Below are 17841 nucleotides of genomic sequence, written 5' to 3' on the forward strand. Positions count from 1 at the left end.
GTGGATCGTCCACTGTGGAGGGCGCTGTGTTGTGTGTGCCTGCCCTCGCTCAGTCGTCCGAACCGGACGACAGGCCCTTCGAGATCTGGTCCATCACGGTGCTGTCGGCGAGCGTCGTGACGTCGCCGACCTCGCGGTTCTCCGCGACATCCCGCAGCAGGCGGCGCATGATCTTGCCCGACCGCGTCTTCGGCAGCTCCGGCACGACCATGATCTGCCGGGGCTTGGCGATCGGCCCGATCTCCTTCGCCACGTGGTTGCGCAGTTCCTGGATCGCCTCGTCGCCTGCCTTCGCCGCGTCGCCGCGCAGGATCACGAACGCCACGATGCCCTGACCCGTCGTCGGGTCGCTCGCGCCGACCACCGCGGCCTCGGCCACGGTCGGGTGCGACACCAGGGCCGACTCGACCTCGGTGGTCGAGATGCGGTGGCCCGAGACGTTCATGACGTCGTCCACACGGCCAAGCAGCCAGATGTCGCCGTCGTTGTCGTACTTCGCTCCGTCACCGGCGAAGTAGAAGCCCTGCTCGGCGAACCGCGACCAGTAGGTGTCCTTGAACCGCTCGTCGTCGCCCCAGATGCCGCGCAGCATCGACGGCCACGGCTTGTCGAGCACGAGGTAGCCACCACCGCCGTTGCCGACCTCGGTGGCGGTGTCGTCGACGACCTTCGCCGACACGCCGGGCAGCGGCCGCTGCGCCGACCCCGGCTTCGCGTGCGTGACCCCGGGAAGCGGCGAGATCATGATCGCGCCCGTCTCGGTCTGCCACCACGTGTCGACGATCGGGCAGTTCCCGCCGCCGATGTTCTCCCGGAACCACATCCACGCCTCGGGGTTGATCGGCTCACCGACCGAACCGAGCAGGCGCAGCGACGAGAGGTCGTACTTCGCCGGGATTTCGGCGCCCCACTTCATGAACGTGCGGATCAACGTCGGTGCCGTGTAGTAGATCGACACCTTGTACTTCTGGATGATCTCCCAGTGCCTGCCCTCGTGCGGGGTGTTCGGCGTGCCCTCGTAGACGACCTGCGTGGCGCGGTTGGCCAGCGGGCCGTACACGATGTACGAGTGGCCGGTCACCCAGCCGATGTCGGCCGTGCACCAGTAGACGTCCTGCCCCGGCTTGTGGTCGAACACGGCGTTGTGCGTGTACGCCGCCTGCGTCAGGTAGCCGCCCGAGGTGTGCAGGATGCCCTTCGGCTTACCGGTGGTGCCCGAGGTGTACAGGATGTACAGCGGGTGCTCGGAGTCGAACGCCTCGGGCTTGTGGTCGGCCGACTGCGCGTCGATCAGCTCGTGCCACCAGATGTCGCGGCCGTCGGACCACGGCACGTCCCCTTCGAGGTCGTCGCCCGTGCGGCGCACCACGATGACCTTCTCGACGCTCTGCGCGCCGTCGAGCGCCTCGTCGACGTTCGCCTTCATCGGTGCCGCCTTGCCCCGGCGGTACTGCCCGTCCGAGGTGATGACCACCTTCGCGTCGGCGTCGTCGACGCGCTGCCGCAACGCGCTCGGCGAGAAGCCGCCGAACACGACGCTGTGGAGTGCGCCGATCCGCGCGCAGGCGAGCATCGACACGATCGCCTCGGGGATCATCTGCAGCTGGATCGCGACGCGGTCGCCCGCGGTGACGCCCAGCGAAAGCAGACCGTTCGCCGCCTTCGACACCTCGTCCTTCAGCTGGGCGTACGTGATGTCGCGGGTGTCACCCGGCTCACCGACCCAGTGGATGGCCACCTGGTCGCCGTGGCCGGCCTCGACGTGGCGGTCGACGCAGTTGTACGCGACGTTGAGCTTGCCGCCGACGAACCACTTCGCGAACGGGGCGTTCGACCAGTCCAGGACCTGTGTCCACTTCGTGTCCCAGTGCAGGCGCTCGGCCTGCTTCGCCCAGAACGCCTCGCGGTCGGCGTCGGCTTCGGTGTACCAGTCCGCCGTCGCATTGGCGGCCGCCGCGAACTCCGGGCTCGGAGGGAAGCTCCGGCTCTCGGTCAACAGGTTGTCGAGTGTCGGCGACTGCTCTGTCGTCATCTGCAAGGCCTCCTGGTCGTTACCTCCGGCGCGCCGAGAACATGCGCGCGCCTGCCTGTGAAGTTAGTACCGCAGCACACAGGTTGCAGCGACGCTGCGCCGCCCACAAGGGCCCACGGTCGTTCCGGTGGCCCCGGGCGATGAGCGGCCGACGAACGGTCGACGCATATGCTCGGCGCGTAGGAGGGCGGACGTTCGAGCGGGAGGATTGCCCAGTGGTCGAGAGTGAACCGGCGCGTGAGGAGCTCACGTGGGAGCTGTTCGGTACGGCGAGCCGGGACCTGGCCGTGGCCGTGGCCGACAGCGGGTTCCGGCCGGATCTGATCCTGTCCATCGCCCGCGGAGGGCTGTTCGTGGCCGGCGCGCTCGGCTATGCGCTGGACGTGAAGAACCTGCACGTGATGAACGTCGAGTTCTACACGGGCGTCGACGAGCGGCTCGACCTGCCCGTGATGCTGCCGCCCGTGCCGAACACCGTCGACCTCGCGGGCGCCAAGGTCCTCGTGGCCGACGACGTCGCCGACACCGGTGCGACGCTGAAGCTGGTGCGCGATTTCTGCGCCGACGCGGTCGCCGAGGTGCGCTGCGCGGTGGTCTACGAGAAGCCCTCGTCGACGGTGTCCTGCGAGTACGTGTGGCGGCGCACCGACAAGTGGATCAACTTCCCGTGGTCCACGCAGCCGCCCGTGGTGACGAAGGAAGGCCAGGTGCTCGACGCATGAGCGACGGTGACCCGCTCGGCCCGCTGGTCGAGCTCGACGGCGTGGCCGAGGCCGCCAAGTCGGCTCAGGACGCCGTGTTCGCCGTCCACCGCTACGGGGTCAACCTGCGTGAGGGATCGGCCACGGCTGCGGAGGCGTCCGTGCGGGCCGCCCGCGCCTCGGCAGGCGTCGAAGGCGTGGATCCGGAGATCCCCGACGAAGGGGAGGTGAGCGACCCGGTTCTGGCCGGTGCGCTGCGGGTGGCCAAGGCCACCGAGTCGCTGCTGCCGACGTGGCGGCGCGCTCCGCTCCAGGCTCTCGCGCGGATCCACGTGCTCGCCGCGGCGGACCTGACGTCCGACCCGGATGCGCTCGGCAGGCCGGATCCGGCCGCCGCCCCGCGCATCGAGCTCCTCGGCCAGCTCGTGACGGGTGGCACCAAGGCACCCGCGCCCGTCCTGACCGCGGTCGTGCACGGCGAGCTGCTGGCGCTGCGCGCGTTCGGCACCGCGGACGGCGTCGTCGCACGCGCGGCGGCCCGCCTGACGATGGTGGCGACCGGCCTGGACCCGAAAGCGCTGACCGTTCCCGAGGTCGCCTGTTTCCGCAGGCAGCAGCGCTACCTCGAGACCGCGGAGGCCTTCGCCTCCGGGGACCCGGACGGCGTGCGCGACTGGCTGCTGTTCTGCTGCGCCGCCTTCGAGGCGGGTGCACGCGAGGCCCAGAGCATCGCCGACGCCGCCGCCTGAACCGCCCGCCCGCCACTGCGCGGCGCGTGTGCGGCGGGCGGTGCGCCGCTCCGCGGTCAGCCCGGCTCGTGGCGAGCCGGGCTGGTCACCCCGCCCTGGGGCTGGTCCACGATGCCCGAGGGCTGGTCACGCCGCCTGCGGGCTGTTACGACGCCCGAGGGCGGACCTCGTCCAGTGCGGCACGCACGTGACCGCCTGCGTGGTCGAGTGCCGTCGACGCCGTGTCGACACTCACGCCGCCGAGCAGGTGCACGAGCGCGACCTTCAGGTCACCGCCTGCCGCGGTCAGTGCCTCGTCGCAGGCCTGCTGTCCGGCGCCCGTGGCCTCCTGGAGGATCCGCAGCGTGCGTCCGCGCAGCTTGGCGTTGGTCGCGAGCATGCTGACCATCAGGTTCGAATAGGTGCGGCCGAGCTTGACCATCGTCGCGGTCGAGAATGCGGTCAGCACCATCTTCTGCGCCGTGCCCGCCTTCATCCGCGTCGAACCGGCGATCGCCTCGGCCCCCGTGTCGACCACGATCGAGGTGTCGACCTCGTCCGGAACGGCCGCCGACGGGTTGTTCGACACCAGGCCTGTGTTCGCGCCGAGCCGCTTGGCCTCCTTGAGGGCTCCGATCACGTACGGTGTGCGGCCCGACGCGGTCAGCCCGAGCACGAAGTCTCCGGGCTGCACCGACTCGGCGATCTCACGGGCACCGGCGGTCTCGTCGTCCTCGGCGTTCTCGACGGGCAGGCGCAGCGCCCGCTCGCCGCCCGCGTGGTGGGCGAGGAACCAGTCAGCGGGGACGTTGTAGGTCGGCACGAGCTCGGCGGCGTCCAGCACGGCCAGCCTGCCCGACGTGCCCGCACCCACGTAGTGCACGCGGCCGCCCCCGCGCAGCGCGGCCACGGCGTGGTCGACGGCGTCGGCGATCTCGTCCAGCACCGCGCGTACCGCGCCCGCGACGCGCGCGTCCTCGGCGTTGACGACCGACAGGATGTCGCGCGTCGACATCCTGTCGATGTCGGTCGTGCGTGCATTGCGCTGCTCGGTCGGCGAGTCGACGTGCACGACCCCCGCGACCGGTTCCAGACCCGCTTTCGTCGTGCGGGATCCCATGTTTCTCACCGTTCTCAGTTCTTCACGGCCGCTCGCCGGCCGTGTCCTCATCGGGTTCTCCGTCGTCCGTCGGGCCGGGTACCGAGCCGGTGGCTGCCCACCGCGTCCCTCGTGGCGTCGAGGGCCTGCACGGCGTCGTCCATGTGCTGCTGCGCCACGCCGATGAACAGGCAGTCGACCACCATGAGCTGGGCGATCCGGCTCGCGGTGGCCCCGGAACGGAAGGTCGTCTCGCGGGCGGCCGTGGTCAGCACGTGGTCGGCGACCTCGGCGATCGGCGAGCGGGGGAAGTTCGTCAACGCGATCGTGGTCGCGCCGTGCTCCTTCGCCGCTCGCAGCGCCTCGACCGTGTCGGTCGTGGCACCGGAGTGCGAGATGCCGACCGCGACGTCGCCCTCGCGCAGCACGGCCGCGGACGTCAGCATGATGTGGGTGTCCGACCAGGCGAAGCTCACCCGGCCGATGCGGTGCAGCTTCTGCTGCAGGTCGGCGGCCACGAAGGCGCTCGCGGCGACGCCGTACACGTCGACCCTGCCGGCCTGTGCGAGCACGTCGACCACGCGCTGGAGCTCGGCGACATCCAGCTGTTCGGCGGTCTCCTCGACGGCTCTGGCGTCGGTGAAGCCGATCTTGCCGACGATCGAGGCGAGGTCGTCGTCGTAGGCGATGTCACCACCGTGCACCTGGGGAGTGCGGGCCGCGGAGCGGGCGGTGTCGGCCGCCAGCGCGATGCGCAGCTGCGGATAACCGCCGACGCCGATGGCCTTGCAGAAGCGGGTGACCGTCGTTTCGCTCGTGTTCGCTGCGAGCGCGACCTCGGTGATGCTGCGGCGGGACACCGTCGTCGGGTCATCGAGCACGACCTTCGCCACCCGCTGTTCGGCCTTCGCCAGCCCGGGAAGCAACGACCGGATTCGGACGAGGGGGCTTCCGTCACTGTCCTGAGCCTGCGACGATGCGGCGGCTGCGGATTCGCTCCGGCCGCCTACGGCATCTGGCACAGTCGACTCGTCCGTTGGAAAATTCCTCACTACTGGCGTCTGCGACAAGGTTACCCACACCCTCCAGGTCGATTGCAACCACGGCGCGCCCCCACAGCCCCGGCCGCTGAATCTCCATCGTTGCTCAGAAAGTCGCTAACCGGCTAGGGAACGTTAAGCATGGCCGCTTAACGACTTGGCAACGTCACCTGCAGCTATTCGACGATTGCGGAGAGCGAGTTGCCCGCTTTGCGAACCTCGCCGTCGTGGCCGTCAGATATCTCCGGCCCCGACTTCCCGCCCGGAAGGGCGCGATTCCCCGCTACGGGGTTCCACGTTGCCGCGCGCGGTATGCGAAACCGTCCGTGAATGGCCAACGAATCGTGACATCGAGCGTCCCCCTCTGATCGCTGAACGCGTCGCTCGCCGGGTTCCCCGATTCCGTTACCCGTACCCCCGAACACGAATGTGGGGCCCGCCCAGCCGGGTCGGGCCCCACATTCGACGAGCAGGTCGTCAGCCGGTCACTCACCGAGGCGGTGCAGGACGGGCTTCGGCACGAGGCCGTTCGTGCCGCCCTTGCCCTGAGCGCCGCTGTCGGTGTTGTCGTTGTTGTTGTCGGTGTCGTTCTTGTCGGTGTTGTTCTCGCCTGCCGCGCCGCCCGCGGAGCCACCGCCGCCCGGCCGGTTGCCGCGGTCGTCGGCCTCGGGGTGACGGAACCACGAGTCGGCGCCCGCGTTGGGTTTCGCCTTCAACGCCCGGGACATGGCCGTGGCCCACGTCGTACGTGCGTCGTTGATCGAGCCCCATTCGCGGGTCGGGTGCACCTTGTTGGTCAGCAGGATCGCCATGGACTGCGAGTTCGGGTCGATGACGAACGAGGTGCCGGTGAAGCCGGTGTGGCCCGCCGTGTTGGGCGAGGACAGCTCACCCATGTACCACGACTGGTCGAGTTCGAACCCGAGTCCGTGCGAGTCGTCGGGGAACTCCTGGTTCCGGTTCGTCAGCATGTCGCGCACGCTGCGTTCGGACAGGATCCGCGCGCCGTCGTAGGTGCCGCCGTTCAGCAGTGCCTGCCCGAGCACGCCCATGTCGTGGATCGTCGAGAAGATGCCCGCGTGCCCGGCGACCCCGTCGAGCGACCAGGCGTTCTCGTCGTGCACGACACCGCGGATCATGCCGCGGTCGGGCTCGGACTGGTACTCGGTGGCCGCGATCCGGTCGAGCTTCGGCTTCGGCGGGTTGTAGCCCGTGTCGCGCATGCCCAGCGGTCCGGTGATGTTCTTCTGGACGTAGGTGTCCAGGCGCTCACCGGTGAGCTTGCCGACCAGCTCCCCGAGCGTGATGAGGTTCAGGTCGGAGTACTCGTACTCGGTGCCGGGCTCGCTGACCGGCTCGGCCGCCAGGACGGCACCGATCCGCGACGTGCGGTCGGGGTAGTCCTTCCACAGCGGCATGGTCGCCTCGAGGCCCGACGTGTGGGTCAGCAGCTGTTCGACGGTGATCTTGTCCTTGCCGTGGGAACCGAACGCGGGAAGGTACCGCGCCACGGGTGCGGACAGCTCGACGTCGCCACGTTCGACCAGCTGCATCACGGCGATGGACGTGAACAGCTTCGACACCGACGCCATGTCGAAGATCGTGTTCTCGCGCACGGGGACCTGCTGGTCGGCGGGTAGCTCGTTCCCGTCGCGGTCGAAGCGGACGGCTCCACCCGCGGTGAACTTGCCGACGACCTTGCCGTCGTGGGCAAGCAGGCCGGCCGCACCCGAGTACAACGGGTGACCGTCGACGGCGTCGGCGGCCGTCCAGTCGGCCAGCGTGCGCTGGGCCTGGCGGATCGGCCGCGGGTCGACCCCGGCGTCCTTGGGCTTGGCCTGCCCCAGGGCGCCTGTGGTCGGCGTCAGCGGGTCGGTCCGGCCGGTGTCGTGGGCCGGTGTCGACGCAGCAGCCGTGGTCGTGCTCGTCAAGACGAAGACAGCGGTCATCGCCGCGATTCTGGCTCGCACGCGCGTGCTCTCCTACCGGTAGATGAGGTACTTCTCCCGGTTCCGGCGGAATTGCGCGGTGTCATCGGACCACGATCCGACGATCTCGTCGACACCCGCTCCGGCGTCCACCATGGTGCGGAGCCGATCGGAACCGAAAAGCTTGTCGATGAAGTTGTCCTCGCGCCACCCGAACAGCTTGGGATGCACTCGTTTCGCCGTGACGATCAAGGCGATGCCCGTGCGAATGGGCTCGAACGCTTGCGGATCGGTGATGTTGATCTGAACACCACCGCATTGTTCGTCGGTGAATTTGCCGAAGGTCGGCACGAAGTACGTCTCTCGAAACACTACCCCCGGAAGATTCTGTTCCTGGAGTGCTTCACGCCACTTCCAGTCGACTCCCGGTGCGCCCAGGATCTCGAACGGGTTCGTGGTGCCCCGCCCTTCGGAGAACACCGTTCCCTCGAAAAGGCAGGTTCCGGGGTAGGCCAACGCCGTGTTCGGTGTCGGCATGTTGGGGCTCGGCGGCGTCCAGACGAGGTTCGTCTCGGCGAAAAGCCGATCACGTTTCCACCCCTCGACCTCGACGACGTCGAGATTCTCGAGTTTTCCGCCGTCTTCCGGCAGGAATTCGTCGTTGAACAGCCGGGCGAGTTCGCCCGCCGTCATCCCGTGTTGCAGCACGATCGGCTTCAGGCCCACACCCGAGCTGAACGCGGGGTCGAGCGTCGGCCCGAATGCCGAACCTCCGATGGGGTTCGGGCGATCGAGAACGACGAACTCGGCGCCCGCCTTGGCGGCGGCCACCATTCCGGTGTACATCGACCAGATGTAGGTGTAGAAGCGCGAACCCACGTCGGCGATGTCGAACACCACCGTGTCGACACGTGCCTTGCGGTACATGCCGGCCAGTTCGTCGGCCGTCGCGCCGTAGGCGTCGTACACCGGGATCCCGGTGCGCGGGTCGTCGTAGTCGCCTTCCGAGCCACCTGCCTGCGCACTGCCCCGGAAGCCGTGCTCGGGGCCGAACGCGGCCACCGGCTTCACACCGGCCGCCACCAGCGAGTCGACGATGTGGCTGCCGCCTGCCAGCACGCCGGTGGGGTTGGACAGCACGCCGAGCCTGCGGCCGGAGAGGCGTTTCCACCCTTCGGCGGCGAGGGTGTCGGCGCCGGGCCGTACCGTGCGCCCCGGCGCGGACGAGGTGTCCGCGCCGGGGGTTCCCGCCTGTGGGGCGGCGGAGGCCAGCTGCGATCCCGAGGTGAGCAAGGGAGTCGCGAGGGCGGTCGCGCCCAGGAACGTGCGGCGGTTCAATGGCATGTCATCACCAGGTCAGACCGTGGCCGAAGGGGTAAAGGGTCGTGTCGGGGTCGTCGCCCTCCGGAATCGTGACCGGCAGCTTGCCCTGCGGGGCCTGCCGGCCGAGTAGCACCTTCGCGAGCGACGTCATGGAGACGTCTCGCCAGTCGTACGTGGCGAGCCATGTCGGGACGTCCGCATATCCGGGGTCGTAGGGCTCCTGAACCGACACTGCCACGACATTCGCGTTGATCGCCATCAACTCGTGCACCAGGTCACGTTGCGCAGGGTCCGTGGCGAGGCCGTTCGTCAGCACGACCACGGTGTCGGCGTCCTTGGCCGCGTCGACCGCCTTCTTGATCGTCGCCTCGTCGGGTTCGGCGCCAGTCGGTACCGCCGTGGCCGAATCACCGAGTTTCTCGGCGAGGGCATCGACGGGCTCGGCCGGGTAGCCGGCGAAATCGGGGTCTTCCCACCCGGTCACCACGGTTTCTCCGGAGCCGTCGAGCGGCAGCGCGCCGTCGTCGTTGCGCAGCAGCGTCGGTGCCTTGTCGGTCGCGGCCTGCATCTCGGCGCGGTTGCCCTCCGTGCCGACCTTCTCGGGCACCGCACCGACGTTCACCGTCGGCGCCTCCGGAATCCCGCGCTTCTGCTTGAGTTCGAGAATGCGCAACACGCTCTGATCGATGCGGTCCTCGGTGATGCGGCCACTCCGGACGGCGTCCAGAACGGAATTCACCGCGAGGTCCAGATCCGGCGGCATGAGCATCTGGTCGACGCCCGCTTCGAGCGCCAGTACCGGGATCTCGGAATCGGGGTGCATCTCGCGCACACCCTGCATCTGGAGCGAGTCGGTCACCACGACGCCGTCGTAGCCCAGTTCTTCCCGCAGCAGTCCGTTGATGATCGGCTTCGACAACGTGGCCGGTTCACCGGACGGGTCGAGATTGGGGACCTGGATGTGCGCGGTCATGATCGAGTCGATCCCGGCGTCGATGGCCGCCTGGAAGGGCGGAAGATCGATCTCACGCCATTCCTGTTCGGTGCGGTCGATGACCGGAAGGCTGGTGTGGCTGTCGGTCGCGGTGTCGCCGTGGCCGGGGAAGTGCTTGGCCGAGCTGGAGACCGTGTCGGTCGAGGCGCCGGAATCCTGGTAGCCGCGGACCTGTGCGCTGACGAACTCACTCGCGAGCTGGGGATCGGCGGAGAACGACCGAGTTCCGATGATCGGGTTGGCCGGGTTGGAGTTGACGTCGGCGTCGGGCGCGAAGTCCTGGTTGATGCCCATCGCGCGTAGCTCCGAACCGGTGATCGCGGCGGAACGTTCCGCCGCGGCCGTGTCCCTGCCCGCTCCGAAGGCCATGGCGCTGGGCTGTTCGGTCGCGGGTTCTCCCACGCGGGTGACGCGGCCGCCCTCCTGATCGACGGAGACGATCAGGGGCACGCCCGCGCCGGTCGACTGCGCCGCGCGCTGCAGTCCGTTCGAGAGCTTCGCGACCTGCCGCGGCTGGTCGATGTTGTCGGTCCCGGCGTGGTTGAAGTAGATGACGCCGCCCGGCTGGTACTTGCGGACGACGTCGGACGGGGTGTCGACGCCGTACTTCTCCTGGTTGCCCTCGTGTTTCTCGTTGGGCGCGTGGCCCCACACGTCGGCGACGAAGAGCTGGCCGACCTTCTGCTCGAGGGTCATCCCGCGCAGCGTGCGTTCGGCCCAGTTCGAGTCGTGTCGGCCGGTGTCGGCCGACGTGCGGGTGTCCCGCGTGGTCGCGGGTTCCGCACCCGCGGCGGCTCCGAGGCCGCCGGTCACGACGAGCAGACCGGTGAGCGTCGCAGCGGCATAACTGTTCCTCCTGCGTCGGGGAGCAGGTGATGTCACGAAATCCCTCCAGTGAGCGTGTGGATGTGAGAAATCCACGAAAGCGCCGGTACCGGAAAGCTAAGCGAGCCGAATTGGCCCGTCAATGGACGAACGTCGGAGGTCGACACGAACGGGCCTTTGGCGCCGGAATCCGGAGTGAACGGACCGTTCGTGGCGTGGTCCGGCGCGGAGCGCTGCCCACTCGTGGGCGCGTGTCGGTACAAGGCGGGTCGGGGCACGTGGCGCCCTTCGGGGAAAGCAGCGGCCATCGGTCGGGGTGGGTCGGACTACGGGGCAGGCGGGGCGGGTCATACAGGCGCGGGGGCCATACAGGCGGGGGGCGGGGGGGCGGGGAGGGGGGGCGGCCGCCCCCGCCCCCGCGGGGGTACCCGGAGCTCGCGCACGGAGATCGAACGGGGTGGATCGGGCTTCTCTTCGCCGGATCCCTGGCCGGTCGACGTCCGCACCACAAGTCTTACTCAGTGACGCCGATCACTTCAAGGGTTTCCTCGGGTGCACCGGTACAGAACCGCGCGCCGATCTCCCGGTGCCCTGGAAACGGCGGAGTTCTGGCCGTGTCAAGGAAAATCGGCCGCCGTGTGGGTGTTGACGGGCAGCCGTGGGCATGCCTCAGCCGTCCTGTTTACGCCGTTTGGAGAGCCGGGAGACCCCGTAGGCCGTCGCACCCGCGACACCCATGCCGACACCGAGGCCGATTCCCAGTCCCACCGCCACCGTCGCGGGCGAGGTCATGCGCGAGCGGATCGACACCGGCTTCTCGAACGCGTGGATCTCCCAGCCTCGTTCGGTGGCGGTCCGCCGTAGTGAACGGTCGGGATTCACGGCGTGCGGGTGACCGACCGTCTCCAGCAGCGGTACGTCGGTGCTCGAATCGCTGTAGGCGTGGCAACGGCTGAGGTCGTAACCGCGTTCGGCGGCGAGCTGTTTCGCGGCCGTCGCCTTCTCCTCGCCGTAACAGTAGAAGTCGATGTCGCCGGAGTACCGCCCGTCCACCACCGTCATGCGGGTGCCGACGCTGTGTGTCACCTCGAGCATCTCGGCGATCGGGGTGACCACCTCCTCGCCCGCGGCCGACAGCACGATCACGTCGTGTCCCTGCGCCTTGTGGCCCGCGATCAGCGCCTCGGCCTCGGCGTAGACGAGCGGAGTCACGACGTCGTGCAGCGTCTCGGACACGATCGACCTGAGCTGCTCGACGTCCCACCCGGTGCACAGCGTGGAGATCTCGGCCCGCAACCGCTCGGTGCGCTCCTCGTCCGCGCCGGAGAGGGCGAAGACGAGCTGGGCGTAGGCACTCTTCAGTGCGGCGCGGCGGCTGATCAGCCCCTCACGCATCAACGGCCTGCTGAAGGCGAGTGCACTCGACGAGGCGATGATCGTCTTGTCGAGATCGAAGAAAGCCGCTACACCGCCGGCTGAAGTCGTGCTGAGGTCGGCCACGCACCCACGATAGGTGATCACGGTGGCCCCGGGGACGGAGCGGGCACGGGGCCGTTCGACGTAGTGCATTCCGCGATCCGGCCGTTATCGAATTGCCTGTTCGGAACGCGTTTCGACGCGTTGACCGGAGCTACCCTTGAAGTAGTCCGGCAGCACTACCGGATACGGCTCGGCTCACCCCCGGCCGAGCCCGGCGGTCCCCGTTCTCCTCCCCCTGGCGGGGACCGCCTCCCCCTCGTTTTCCGCGCCGGTTTTCGTGGCGCTGTTTTCCCGATTCCTCCGGCCCGTTCCTGCTTCCGATCGGCTGCCGCGCTCGGGTTGCCGGTCGGAGTTATCCACAACGACCCAGTTGTCCACAGGTTGGCGAATCGCCCCTTCCTCGGCCGCTCGAGCTCCTCGAACGTGGAGGCACAGCCGAACTTCGAGGGTCACAGAGCGAATTCGAGGGGGACAGAGTGGAACTGACGGTCCGAGCGGGCGCCGATCTCACGGATTCCGCGGACGGGAACCGGCGTGAAGGCCGAGAAAACCGGGACGTACGCGGGTGCGTGCTCGTCGTCGCGGGTGACGGTCCGGTGCTGGAGGAGGTCAGCAGGCATGCGGCGGCGGTCGCGTGTGAGCCGGTGGTCGTCGCCGACCTCGCCGCTGCGGCCGATCACTGGAACGACGCCGCGCTCGTGCTGGTCGACGACGACGTGGTCTCCGGTGTTCCCGGCATGGCCAGGCGAGACGGGGTGTACCTGCTCTGTCGCGGTAAACCGCCGCAGAGTCTGTGGCGCAGGGCGTTCGCGCTCGGTGCGGACGAGGTGGTGGCCCTGCCGGACAGCGAGGGCGTACTGCTCGCCGCGCTGGCCGACCTCGCCGAGGCACCGAGTCCGGATCGCGGTCGGGTGGTCGCGGTGATCGGCGGCTGTGGCGGTGCCGGGGCGTCGGTGCTCGCCGCGTCGGTGGCCGCGGCGGCCGCCCAGTCGGGTGCGCCCGCGCTGCTCATGGACTGCGATCCGCTCGGCGGAGGCATCGATCTCGTTCTGGGCACGGAGTCCGCCGACGGCCTCCGCTGGCCCGACATTCGGGTGAGCGCAGGACGGCTGGCCATGTCCGCACTCGACGAGGCGCTCCCCGCCACCGCGTACGGCGACGGGCACGTGAGCGTGCTGTCGTGCGACCGCGGTGGCGTGGGCCCTGATCCCGAGGCCGCGGCCGCCGTCGTCGACGCGGGCGTGCGCGCGGGACGCGTGGTCGTCTGTGATCTGCCTCGGGACGTCGGACCGTCCGGGCACCGGGTGTTGAACGCCGCCGACCTCGTCGTACTCGTGGTGCCCGCCCGCCTGCGCGCGTCCGTCGCGGCCAGGCGTGTGCTGGACCGGCTCGGCAACGCGCGGCCGCGAACCCGCCTGCTCGTGCGTGGACCGTCCCCCGACGGTCTCACGCCGCACGAGATCGCCGGTGCCGTGGGAGTGCCGCTGCTGGCGTGGGCGCCTGCCGACCGGCGGATCGCCAGGGACGTCGAGCGCGGCACGTTCGCGCCGCGGCGGCGCCGGAGACTCGCCACCGCCGCACGCAGTGTTCTGCGCTCGTTGGAGGCGGCATGACCCGCCACAATGCTGCCGACCTGCGGCGGGGCTCCGGGCCGGCGTCCGGTCGCCTGCACGCTCCCGAGCTCGTCGACCGGGTGCGCCAGCGCATCGCCGACTCGGGCTCCGCGACGGATCCGCATTCGGTCGCCGAGGCGGTCCGGGCCGAGAGCTCGGGTGTGGCGGGGCACCTCGACGTGCTCGACGCGCTCAGGCTGCTTCGCCACGAGTTCGTGGGCGCGGGGCCGCTGGAACCGCTCCTCGACGACGCTTCCGTCACCGACGTGCTGGTGACCGCACCCGACGAGGTGTGGACCGACGGAACGGGCGGCCTGCGGCGCAGCGACATCACCTTCCCCGACGAAGAGGCCGTGCGCAGGCTGGCGCAACGTCTCGCGCTGGCCGCGGGAAGGAGACTCGACGACGCGCAGCCTTTCGTCGACGGATGGCTGCCGGGCTCGGTGCCGCACGGGCGAGTGCGTATGCACGCGGTGTTGCCCCCGGTCGCCTCCGGCGGCACCTGCTTGTCCCTGCGCGTCCTGCGGCCCGCCGTGCACGACCTCCGTTCGTTGCGACGCTCCTCCACAGTGGACGACTCCGGACTGGCCCTTCTCGAGGCGATCATCGCCGCGCGGCTCGCCTTCGTGGTGAGCGGAGCGACGGGGTCGGGCAAGACGACCCTGCTGGCCGCGATGCTCGGCGGGGTCTCCCCGAAGGAACGCATCGTCAGCGTCGAGGACGCCGCCGAGATCCGGCCTGCTCACCCGCAGCTGGTCAGTCTTGTCGCACGGCCGCCCAACGTCGAGGGCGCAGGTGAGGTGAGTCTGCGCGATCTGGTCCGCGAGGCGCTGCGCATGCGGCCGGATCGGATCGTCGTGGGTGAGGCGCGCGGCGCCGAGGTGGTCGAACTGCTCAACGCGCTCAACACGGGCCACGACGGCGGTGCGGGCACCCTCCACGCGAACTCGCCCAGCGAGGTTCCTGCGCGATTGGAAGCACTCGCAGCGCTCGGCGGTCTCTCCCGGTCGGCACTGCACAGTCAGCTCGCCGCCGCCGTGCACGTCGTGCTGCACATGGCTCGTGAGGAGGACGGGCGCCGGCGGCTGACGGAGATCGGTGTCGTTCGCCGTGTGCCCGACGGCGTCGTCGTGCGGCCCGCGTGGCGTCCGGACGGATGGACCGACGAGCGGGAGCGGCTCGGCGAGTTGCTGCGTGCGCGGGGAGTGCAGCCGCCATGGTGACGACGTCCCTCGTCCTGGTCGCCGCAGCCATGACCGTCTGGCCGGGCCCGCGCGTTCGCGACCGGCTCGGATCACTGCGCGGTGCTGAGCCGGGACGCCATCGTGTGTGGCGGAGACGGCTGCGTGGACGTGGCGGAGCCGTGCTGGCCGCAGGTGCCGTGTCCGGCGTGGCGCTGGCGTGGGTGGGACCGGGCGCGGCCGTCGCGGTCCTGCTCCTGGGCACCGCTGTCCACGTGCACGTGAGGTCGAAGCAGCGGACGAACACGGCGGTACGGACGATGGCCCGTACCGCCCAGGCGCTCCGCGCCATGGCGGGAGATCTGCGTGCCGGCGCGCATCCCGCCCACGCCGCCCAGGCGGCGGCACAGGACGCCGACGCGGACGTTGCGGCCGCACTCGAGGCAATGGCGACGACGGCCAGGCTCGGCGGTGAACCGGAGGTCGGCCGGGCGCAGGAGGGCGAAACGGTCGGCACGACCGCGTTGAACAGGCTCCGAACGGCGTGGTCGTTGGCCCGCCGCCACGGCCTGCCGCTCGCCGATGTCGTCGACGCGGTGCATCGAGACGTCGACGCACGTGCCCGGCTCGCGGCCCAACTCCAGGCTCGGATGGCGGGCCCGCGCGCGAGTGCACTGATGCTCGCGGGCCTGCCGGTGTTGGGACTGTTGCTCGGGCAGGCCATGGGAGCCGAACCGCTGACCGTGTTGGCGACGACGGCGGTAGGGCAGGTGCTGTTCACGGTCGGGGCCGCCCTGGTGCTCGGCGGTGTGTACTGGACCTCCGCGATCACGGGAAGGGCGGCACCGCGATGACCGCGGCCGCGTGTGCCGTGCTCGGTGCGGCGCTGCTGACGCTGCCGTACGCACCGGCCGAGCGATTGCGCACCGTTCTCCCGTCGGCGCGGAGTCCCGAGCGAGCAGCACCACGCCGCCGGCGACACGCACTCGGCGGGGACCTCGCGGCCGTTGCCGTGGGCGGTCTCGTCGCCCTGCTGACCTTCCTCATCGGAGCGGGTGTCCTCGCAGCGCTGGCCGGCGTCGGCGCAGGGTTCGGATTCCGAAGACTGCGCACCCACGGCGAGCGCCGGGACGCGGACCCGCTCGCGATGGCCGTCGCCGGTGACCTACTCGCAGCGTGCCTGCGCTCCGGAATGCCGGTGCCGACAGCGGTGCGTGCCGTCGCGCCCGCTGCTCACCCCGACGCGGCCGACGCTCTACGTGCGACGGCCGACCTGCTGGCCCTCGGCGCCGAGCCTCGTGAGGCCTGGGAACCCGCACGGCGCTGTTCGGCCACCACCGAACTCGCGAACGCGGCGTGCCGCACCTCCCGGTCGGGAAGCGCGCTGGCCGGCGTTGCCGAGGACATGGCAGGCCGGGCTCGTGCGGCCGTGGCCGACCTGGCCGAGGAACGGGCGCAGCGGGCGGGCGTGCTCGTCGCGGGCCCGCTCGGACTGTGTTTCCTGCCTGCCTTTCTCTGCCTCGGCATCGCGCCGGTGGTGATCGGCATGGCGAGCCAACTGTCCTTCTGATGATTCGAGAACCGTGCGAGACAAGGAAAGGAACGAGTATGACGTCGTTTTTCCAGCTGGTGTCCGGAGCCGTGTTCCACGGGCCCGGTCGGTCCACAAAGGAGAGTGTTCTTCGCGGTGAGGAGGGGATGTCGACGGCGGAGTATGCGATCGGGACCTTGGCCGCGGCCGCGCTCGCTGCCGTGCTGTACATGGTCGTCACCGGCGACTCGGTCACGACCATGCTGACGTCCATCATCGAGGACGCACTGTCGGTGGATCTGTGATGTGTCCACACCGGATAACGACCCGTGCTCCGGTTCGCCCGCACGGTCTTGCGGTCGGCTCGCCGCCGGGAGACCGGGCGGCACGCGACGGTCCCTCCGATCACCGGTTCCCGACGGGCAGCGCCGCAAGCCGTGGATTGTCCGGCGATCGCGGTGCGGTCACGGTCGAAGGCGCGATCACGGTGTGCTCGCTCGTGGTAGTCGTCGGTCTGCTGCTCAGCACGGTCGCGGCGATGTTGGACCAGCTTCGCTGCGCTGATGCGGCCGGGGAGGCCGCCCGCCTGCTCGGGCGCGGTGACGAGGCGCGCGCCCACGAGAGCGTCGGGCGGCTCGCTCCGGACGGTGCCGTCCTCACCGTCGACGAGGACGGCACCGGTATCTCGGTCACCGTTCGGGCAGCGGCCCTCGGCGGGCTTCTCCCCGGCATCGACGTGTCGGCCGATGCGTACGCAGTCCGCGAACCAGGCTCCGAGAGCGAGGTGAGCAACGGCGATGACGCGTAGGGGCACCGATGACGGATTCGCGACCGTGTGGGGTGCCGTCGCCGTCGTGGCGCTTCTGGCGGTGGCGGGAGGCCTGTGGCTGTTCGGACATGTCGCCACGGTGCGGCACCAGGTGGCCAACGCCGCCGACCTCGCGGCGTTGGCCGCGGCCGGACGGATCGATCACGGAGTCGACCGGCCGTGCGAGACCGCCGAGACCGTCACCGACCGGATGCGGGTACGACTCGCCGACTGTCGAGTGCGCGGTCCCGACGCGCTCGTGATCGTCGAGTCGGACGGAGCGCCCCTGCTCGCCCCGTTCGGACCGGTGACCGCCCGTGCCCGCGCCGGTCCCGCCGATGACCACCCGGACGACCCGGGCGGCGGTGGCACCGACGACTCCGATGACGCCGAGCCAATCCCACCCGGCGAGCCAACTCCACCCGATGACCCAACCGGCTCGGCCGGCCGGTGATCGGTGGCGCGCACGGCGGGCAGCGGTCGGCCGGGCGCGGTGAGCGGTACGTACCCGCGTGGTGGCAACGGGCGGAGGCGACGCCGCAGAGCCGGACGAACGAGA

Annotated in this window: 16 protein-coding genes; 9 read left to right on the forward strand and 7 right to left on the reverse strand. The window is 70.1% G+C overall.

Annotation, left to right across the window (positions count from 1 at the left end):
• Nucleotides 1-49 precede the first annotated feature (49 nt).
• Nucleotides 50-2032 (reverse strand): acetate--CoA ligase, encoded by a 1983-nt coding sequence (acs, locus tag IF64_RS0112075; RefSeq protein ID WP_030532167.1) that lies wholly within the window; start codon nucleotides 2030-2032, stop codon nucleotides 50-52.
• A 215-nt stretch (nucleotides 2033-2247) separates the two neighbouring features.
• On the opposite strand from acs, the gene IF64_RS0112080 reads away from it, so the two are divergent.
• Both IF64_RS0112080 and IF64_RS0112085 read left to right on the forward strand, forming a co-directional pair.
• Complete coding sequence (locus IF64_RS0112080; protein ID WP_030532168.1) at nucleotides 2248-2754, forward strand: phosphoribosyltransferase; 507 nt, start codon at nucleotides 2248-2250, stop codon at nucleotides 2752-2754.
• Entirely contained in the window at nucleotides 2751-3482 is a 732-nt protein-coding gene (locus IF64_RS0112085; RefSeq protein ID WP_030532169.1) for a Fic family protein, read from the forward strand. Before IF64_RS0112080 ends, IF64_RS0112085 begins: the two co-directional genes overlap by 4 nt.
• Nucleotides 3483-3627: 145 nt before the next feature.
• Here the strand turns inward: IF64_RS0112085 and IF64_RS0112090 are convergent, their stop codons facing one another.
• The 6 genes from IF64_RS0112090 to IF64_RS0112115 all read right to left on the reverse strand — a co-directional run bounded on the left by IF64_RS0112090 (nucleotide 3628) and on the right by IF64_RS0112115 (nucleotide 12170).
• Nucleotides 3628-4581: an N-acetylmuramic acid 6-phosphate etherase gene (locus IF64_RS0112090; protein WP_051757763.1), complete on the reverse strand. Its 954-nt coding sequence runs from the start codon at nucleotides 4579-4581 to the stop codon at nucleotides 3628-3630.
• Between the two features lie 47 nt (nucleotides 4582-4628).
• A complete protein-coding gene (locus IF64_RS0112095; RefSeq protein ID WP_051757765.1) occupies nucleotides 4629-5582 on the reverse strand; it encodes a MurR/RpiR family transcriptional regulator in 954 nt (317 codons plus the stop codon).
• 503 nt (nucleotides 5583-6085) lie between these two features.
• Nucleotides 6086-7549, reverse strand: a complete 1464-nt coding sequence (locus tag IF64_RS0112100) for a serine hydrolase domain-containing protein (RefSeq protein WP_051757767.1) — start codon at nucleotides 7547-7549, stop codon at nucleotides 6086-6088.
• Nucleotides 7550-7582: 33 nt separating this feature from the next.
• Nucleotides 7583-8872 carry an exo-beta-N-acetylmuramidase NamZ family protein gene (locus tag IF64_RS0112105; RefSeq protein WP_030532173.1) on the reverse strand — a complete coding sequence of 430 codons (1290 nt, stop codon included), beginning with the start codon at nucleotides 8870-8872 and terminating at the stop codon, nucleotides 7583-7585.
• Nucleotides 8873-8876: 4 nt separating this feature from the next.
• A complete protein-coding gene (locus IF64_RS0112110; protein WP_246134793.1) occupies nucleotides 8877-10727 on the reverse strand; it encodes a glycoside hydrolase family 3 protein in 1851 nt (616 codons plus the stop codon).
• 612 nt (nucleotides 10728-11339) lie between these two features.
• Nucleotides 11340-12170: an HAD family hydrolase gene (locus tag IF64_RS0112115; RefSeq protein WP_030532175.1), complete on the reverse strand. Its 831-nt coding sequence runs from the start codon at nucleotides 12168-12170 to the stop codon at nucleotides 11340-11342.
• A 455-nt stretch (nucleotides 12171-12625) separates the two neighbouring features.
• Here IF64_RS0112115 and ssd point away from each other — a divergent pair, with 455 nt between their 5' ends.
• The 7 genes from ssd to IF64_RS0112150 all read left to right on the forward strand — a co-directional run bounded on the left by ssd (nucleotide 12626) and on the right by IF64_RS0112150 (nucleotide 17736).
• Nucleotides 12626-13762: a septum site-determining protein Ssd gene (gene ssd / locus IF64_RS0112120; protein ID WP_211252569.1), complete on the forward strand. Its 1137-nt coding sequence runs from the start codon at nucleotides 12626-12628 to the stop codon at nucleotides 13760-13762.
• Entirely contained in the window at nucleotides 13759-14985 is a 1227-nt protein-coding gene (locus IF64_RS0112125) for a TadA family conjugal transfer-associated ATPase (protein ID WP_084705814.1), read from the forward strand. The genes ssd and IF64_RS0112125 overlap by 4 nt, the downstream gene beginning before the upstream one ends.
• Nucleotides 14979-15797, forward strand: coding sequence for a type II secretion system F family protein (locus IF64_RS0112130; protein WP_030532178.1), 819 nt, complete (start codon nucleotides 14979-14981; stop codon nucleotides 15795-15797). Before IF64_RS0112125 ends, IF64_RS0112130 begins: the two co-directional genes overlap by 7 nt.
• The gene (locus IF64_RS0112135) at nucleotides 15794-16513 is read left to right on the forward strand and encodes a type II secretion system F family protein (RefSeq protein WP_030532179.1); all 720 of its coding nucleotides are present in this window, start codon (nucleotides 15794-15796) and stop codon (nucleotides 16511-16513) included. The genes IF64_RS0112130 and IF64_RS0112135 overlap by 4 nt, the downstream gene beginning before the upstream one ends.
• A gap of 38 nt (nucleotides 16514-16551) precedes the next feature.
• Nucleotides 16552-16779, forward strand: a complete 228-nt coding sequence (locus IF64_RS26560) for a DUF4244 domain-containing protein (RefSeq protein ID WP_030532180.1) — start codon at nucleotides 16552-16554, stop codon at nucleotides 16777-16779.
• A gap of 137 nt (nucleotides 16780-16916) precedes the next feature.
• On the forward strand, nucleotides 16917-17282 hold the full coding sequence (locus tag IF64_RS0112145; protein WP_030532181.1) for a TadE family type IV pilus minor pilin: 366 nt from the start codon (nucleotides 16917-16919) through the stop codon (nucleotides 17280-17282).
• Nucleotides 17272-17736 carry an Rv3654c family TadE-like protein gene (locus tag IF64_RS0112150; RefSeq protein WP_084705816.1) on the forward strand — a complete coding sequence of 155 codons (465 nt, stop codon included), beginning with the start codon at nucleotides 17272-17274 and terminating at the stop codon, nucleotides 17734-17736. Before IF64_RS0112145 ends, IF64_RS0112150 begins: the two co-directional genes overlap by 11 nt.
• The last annotated feature ends 105 nt before the right edge of the window (nucleotides 17737-17841 follow it).

It is taken from the genome of Prauserella rugosa (genome assembly GCF_000719975.1).
Classification (GTDB): Bacteria; Actinomycetota; Actinomycetes; order Mycobacteriales; family Pseudonocardiaceae; genus Prauserella; species Prauserella rugosa.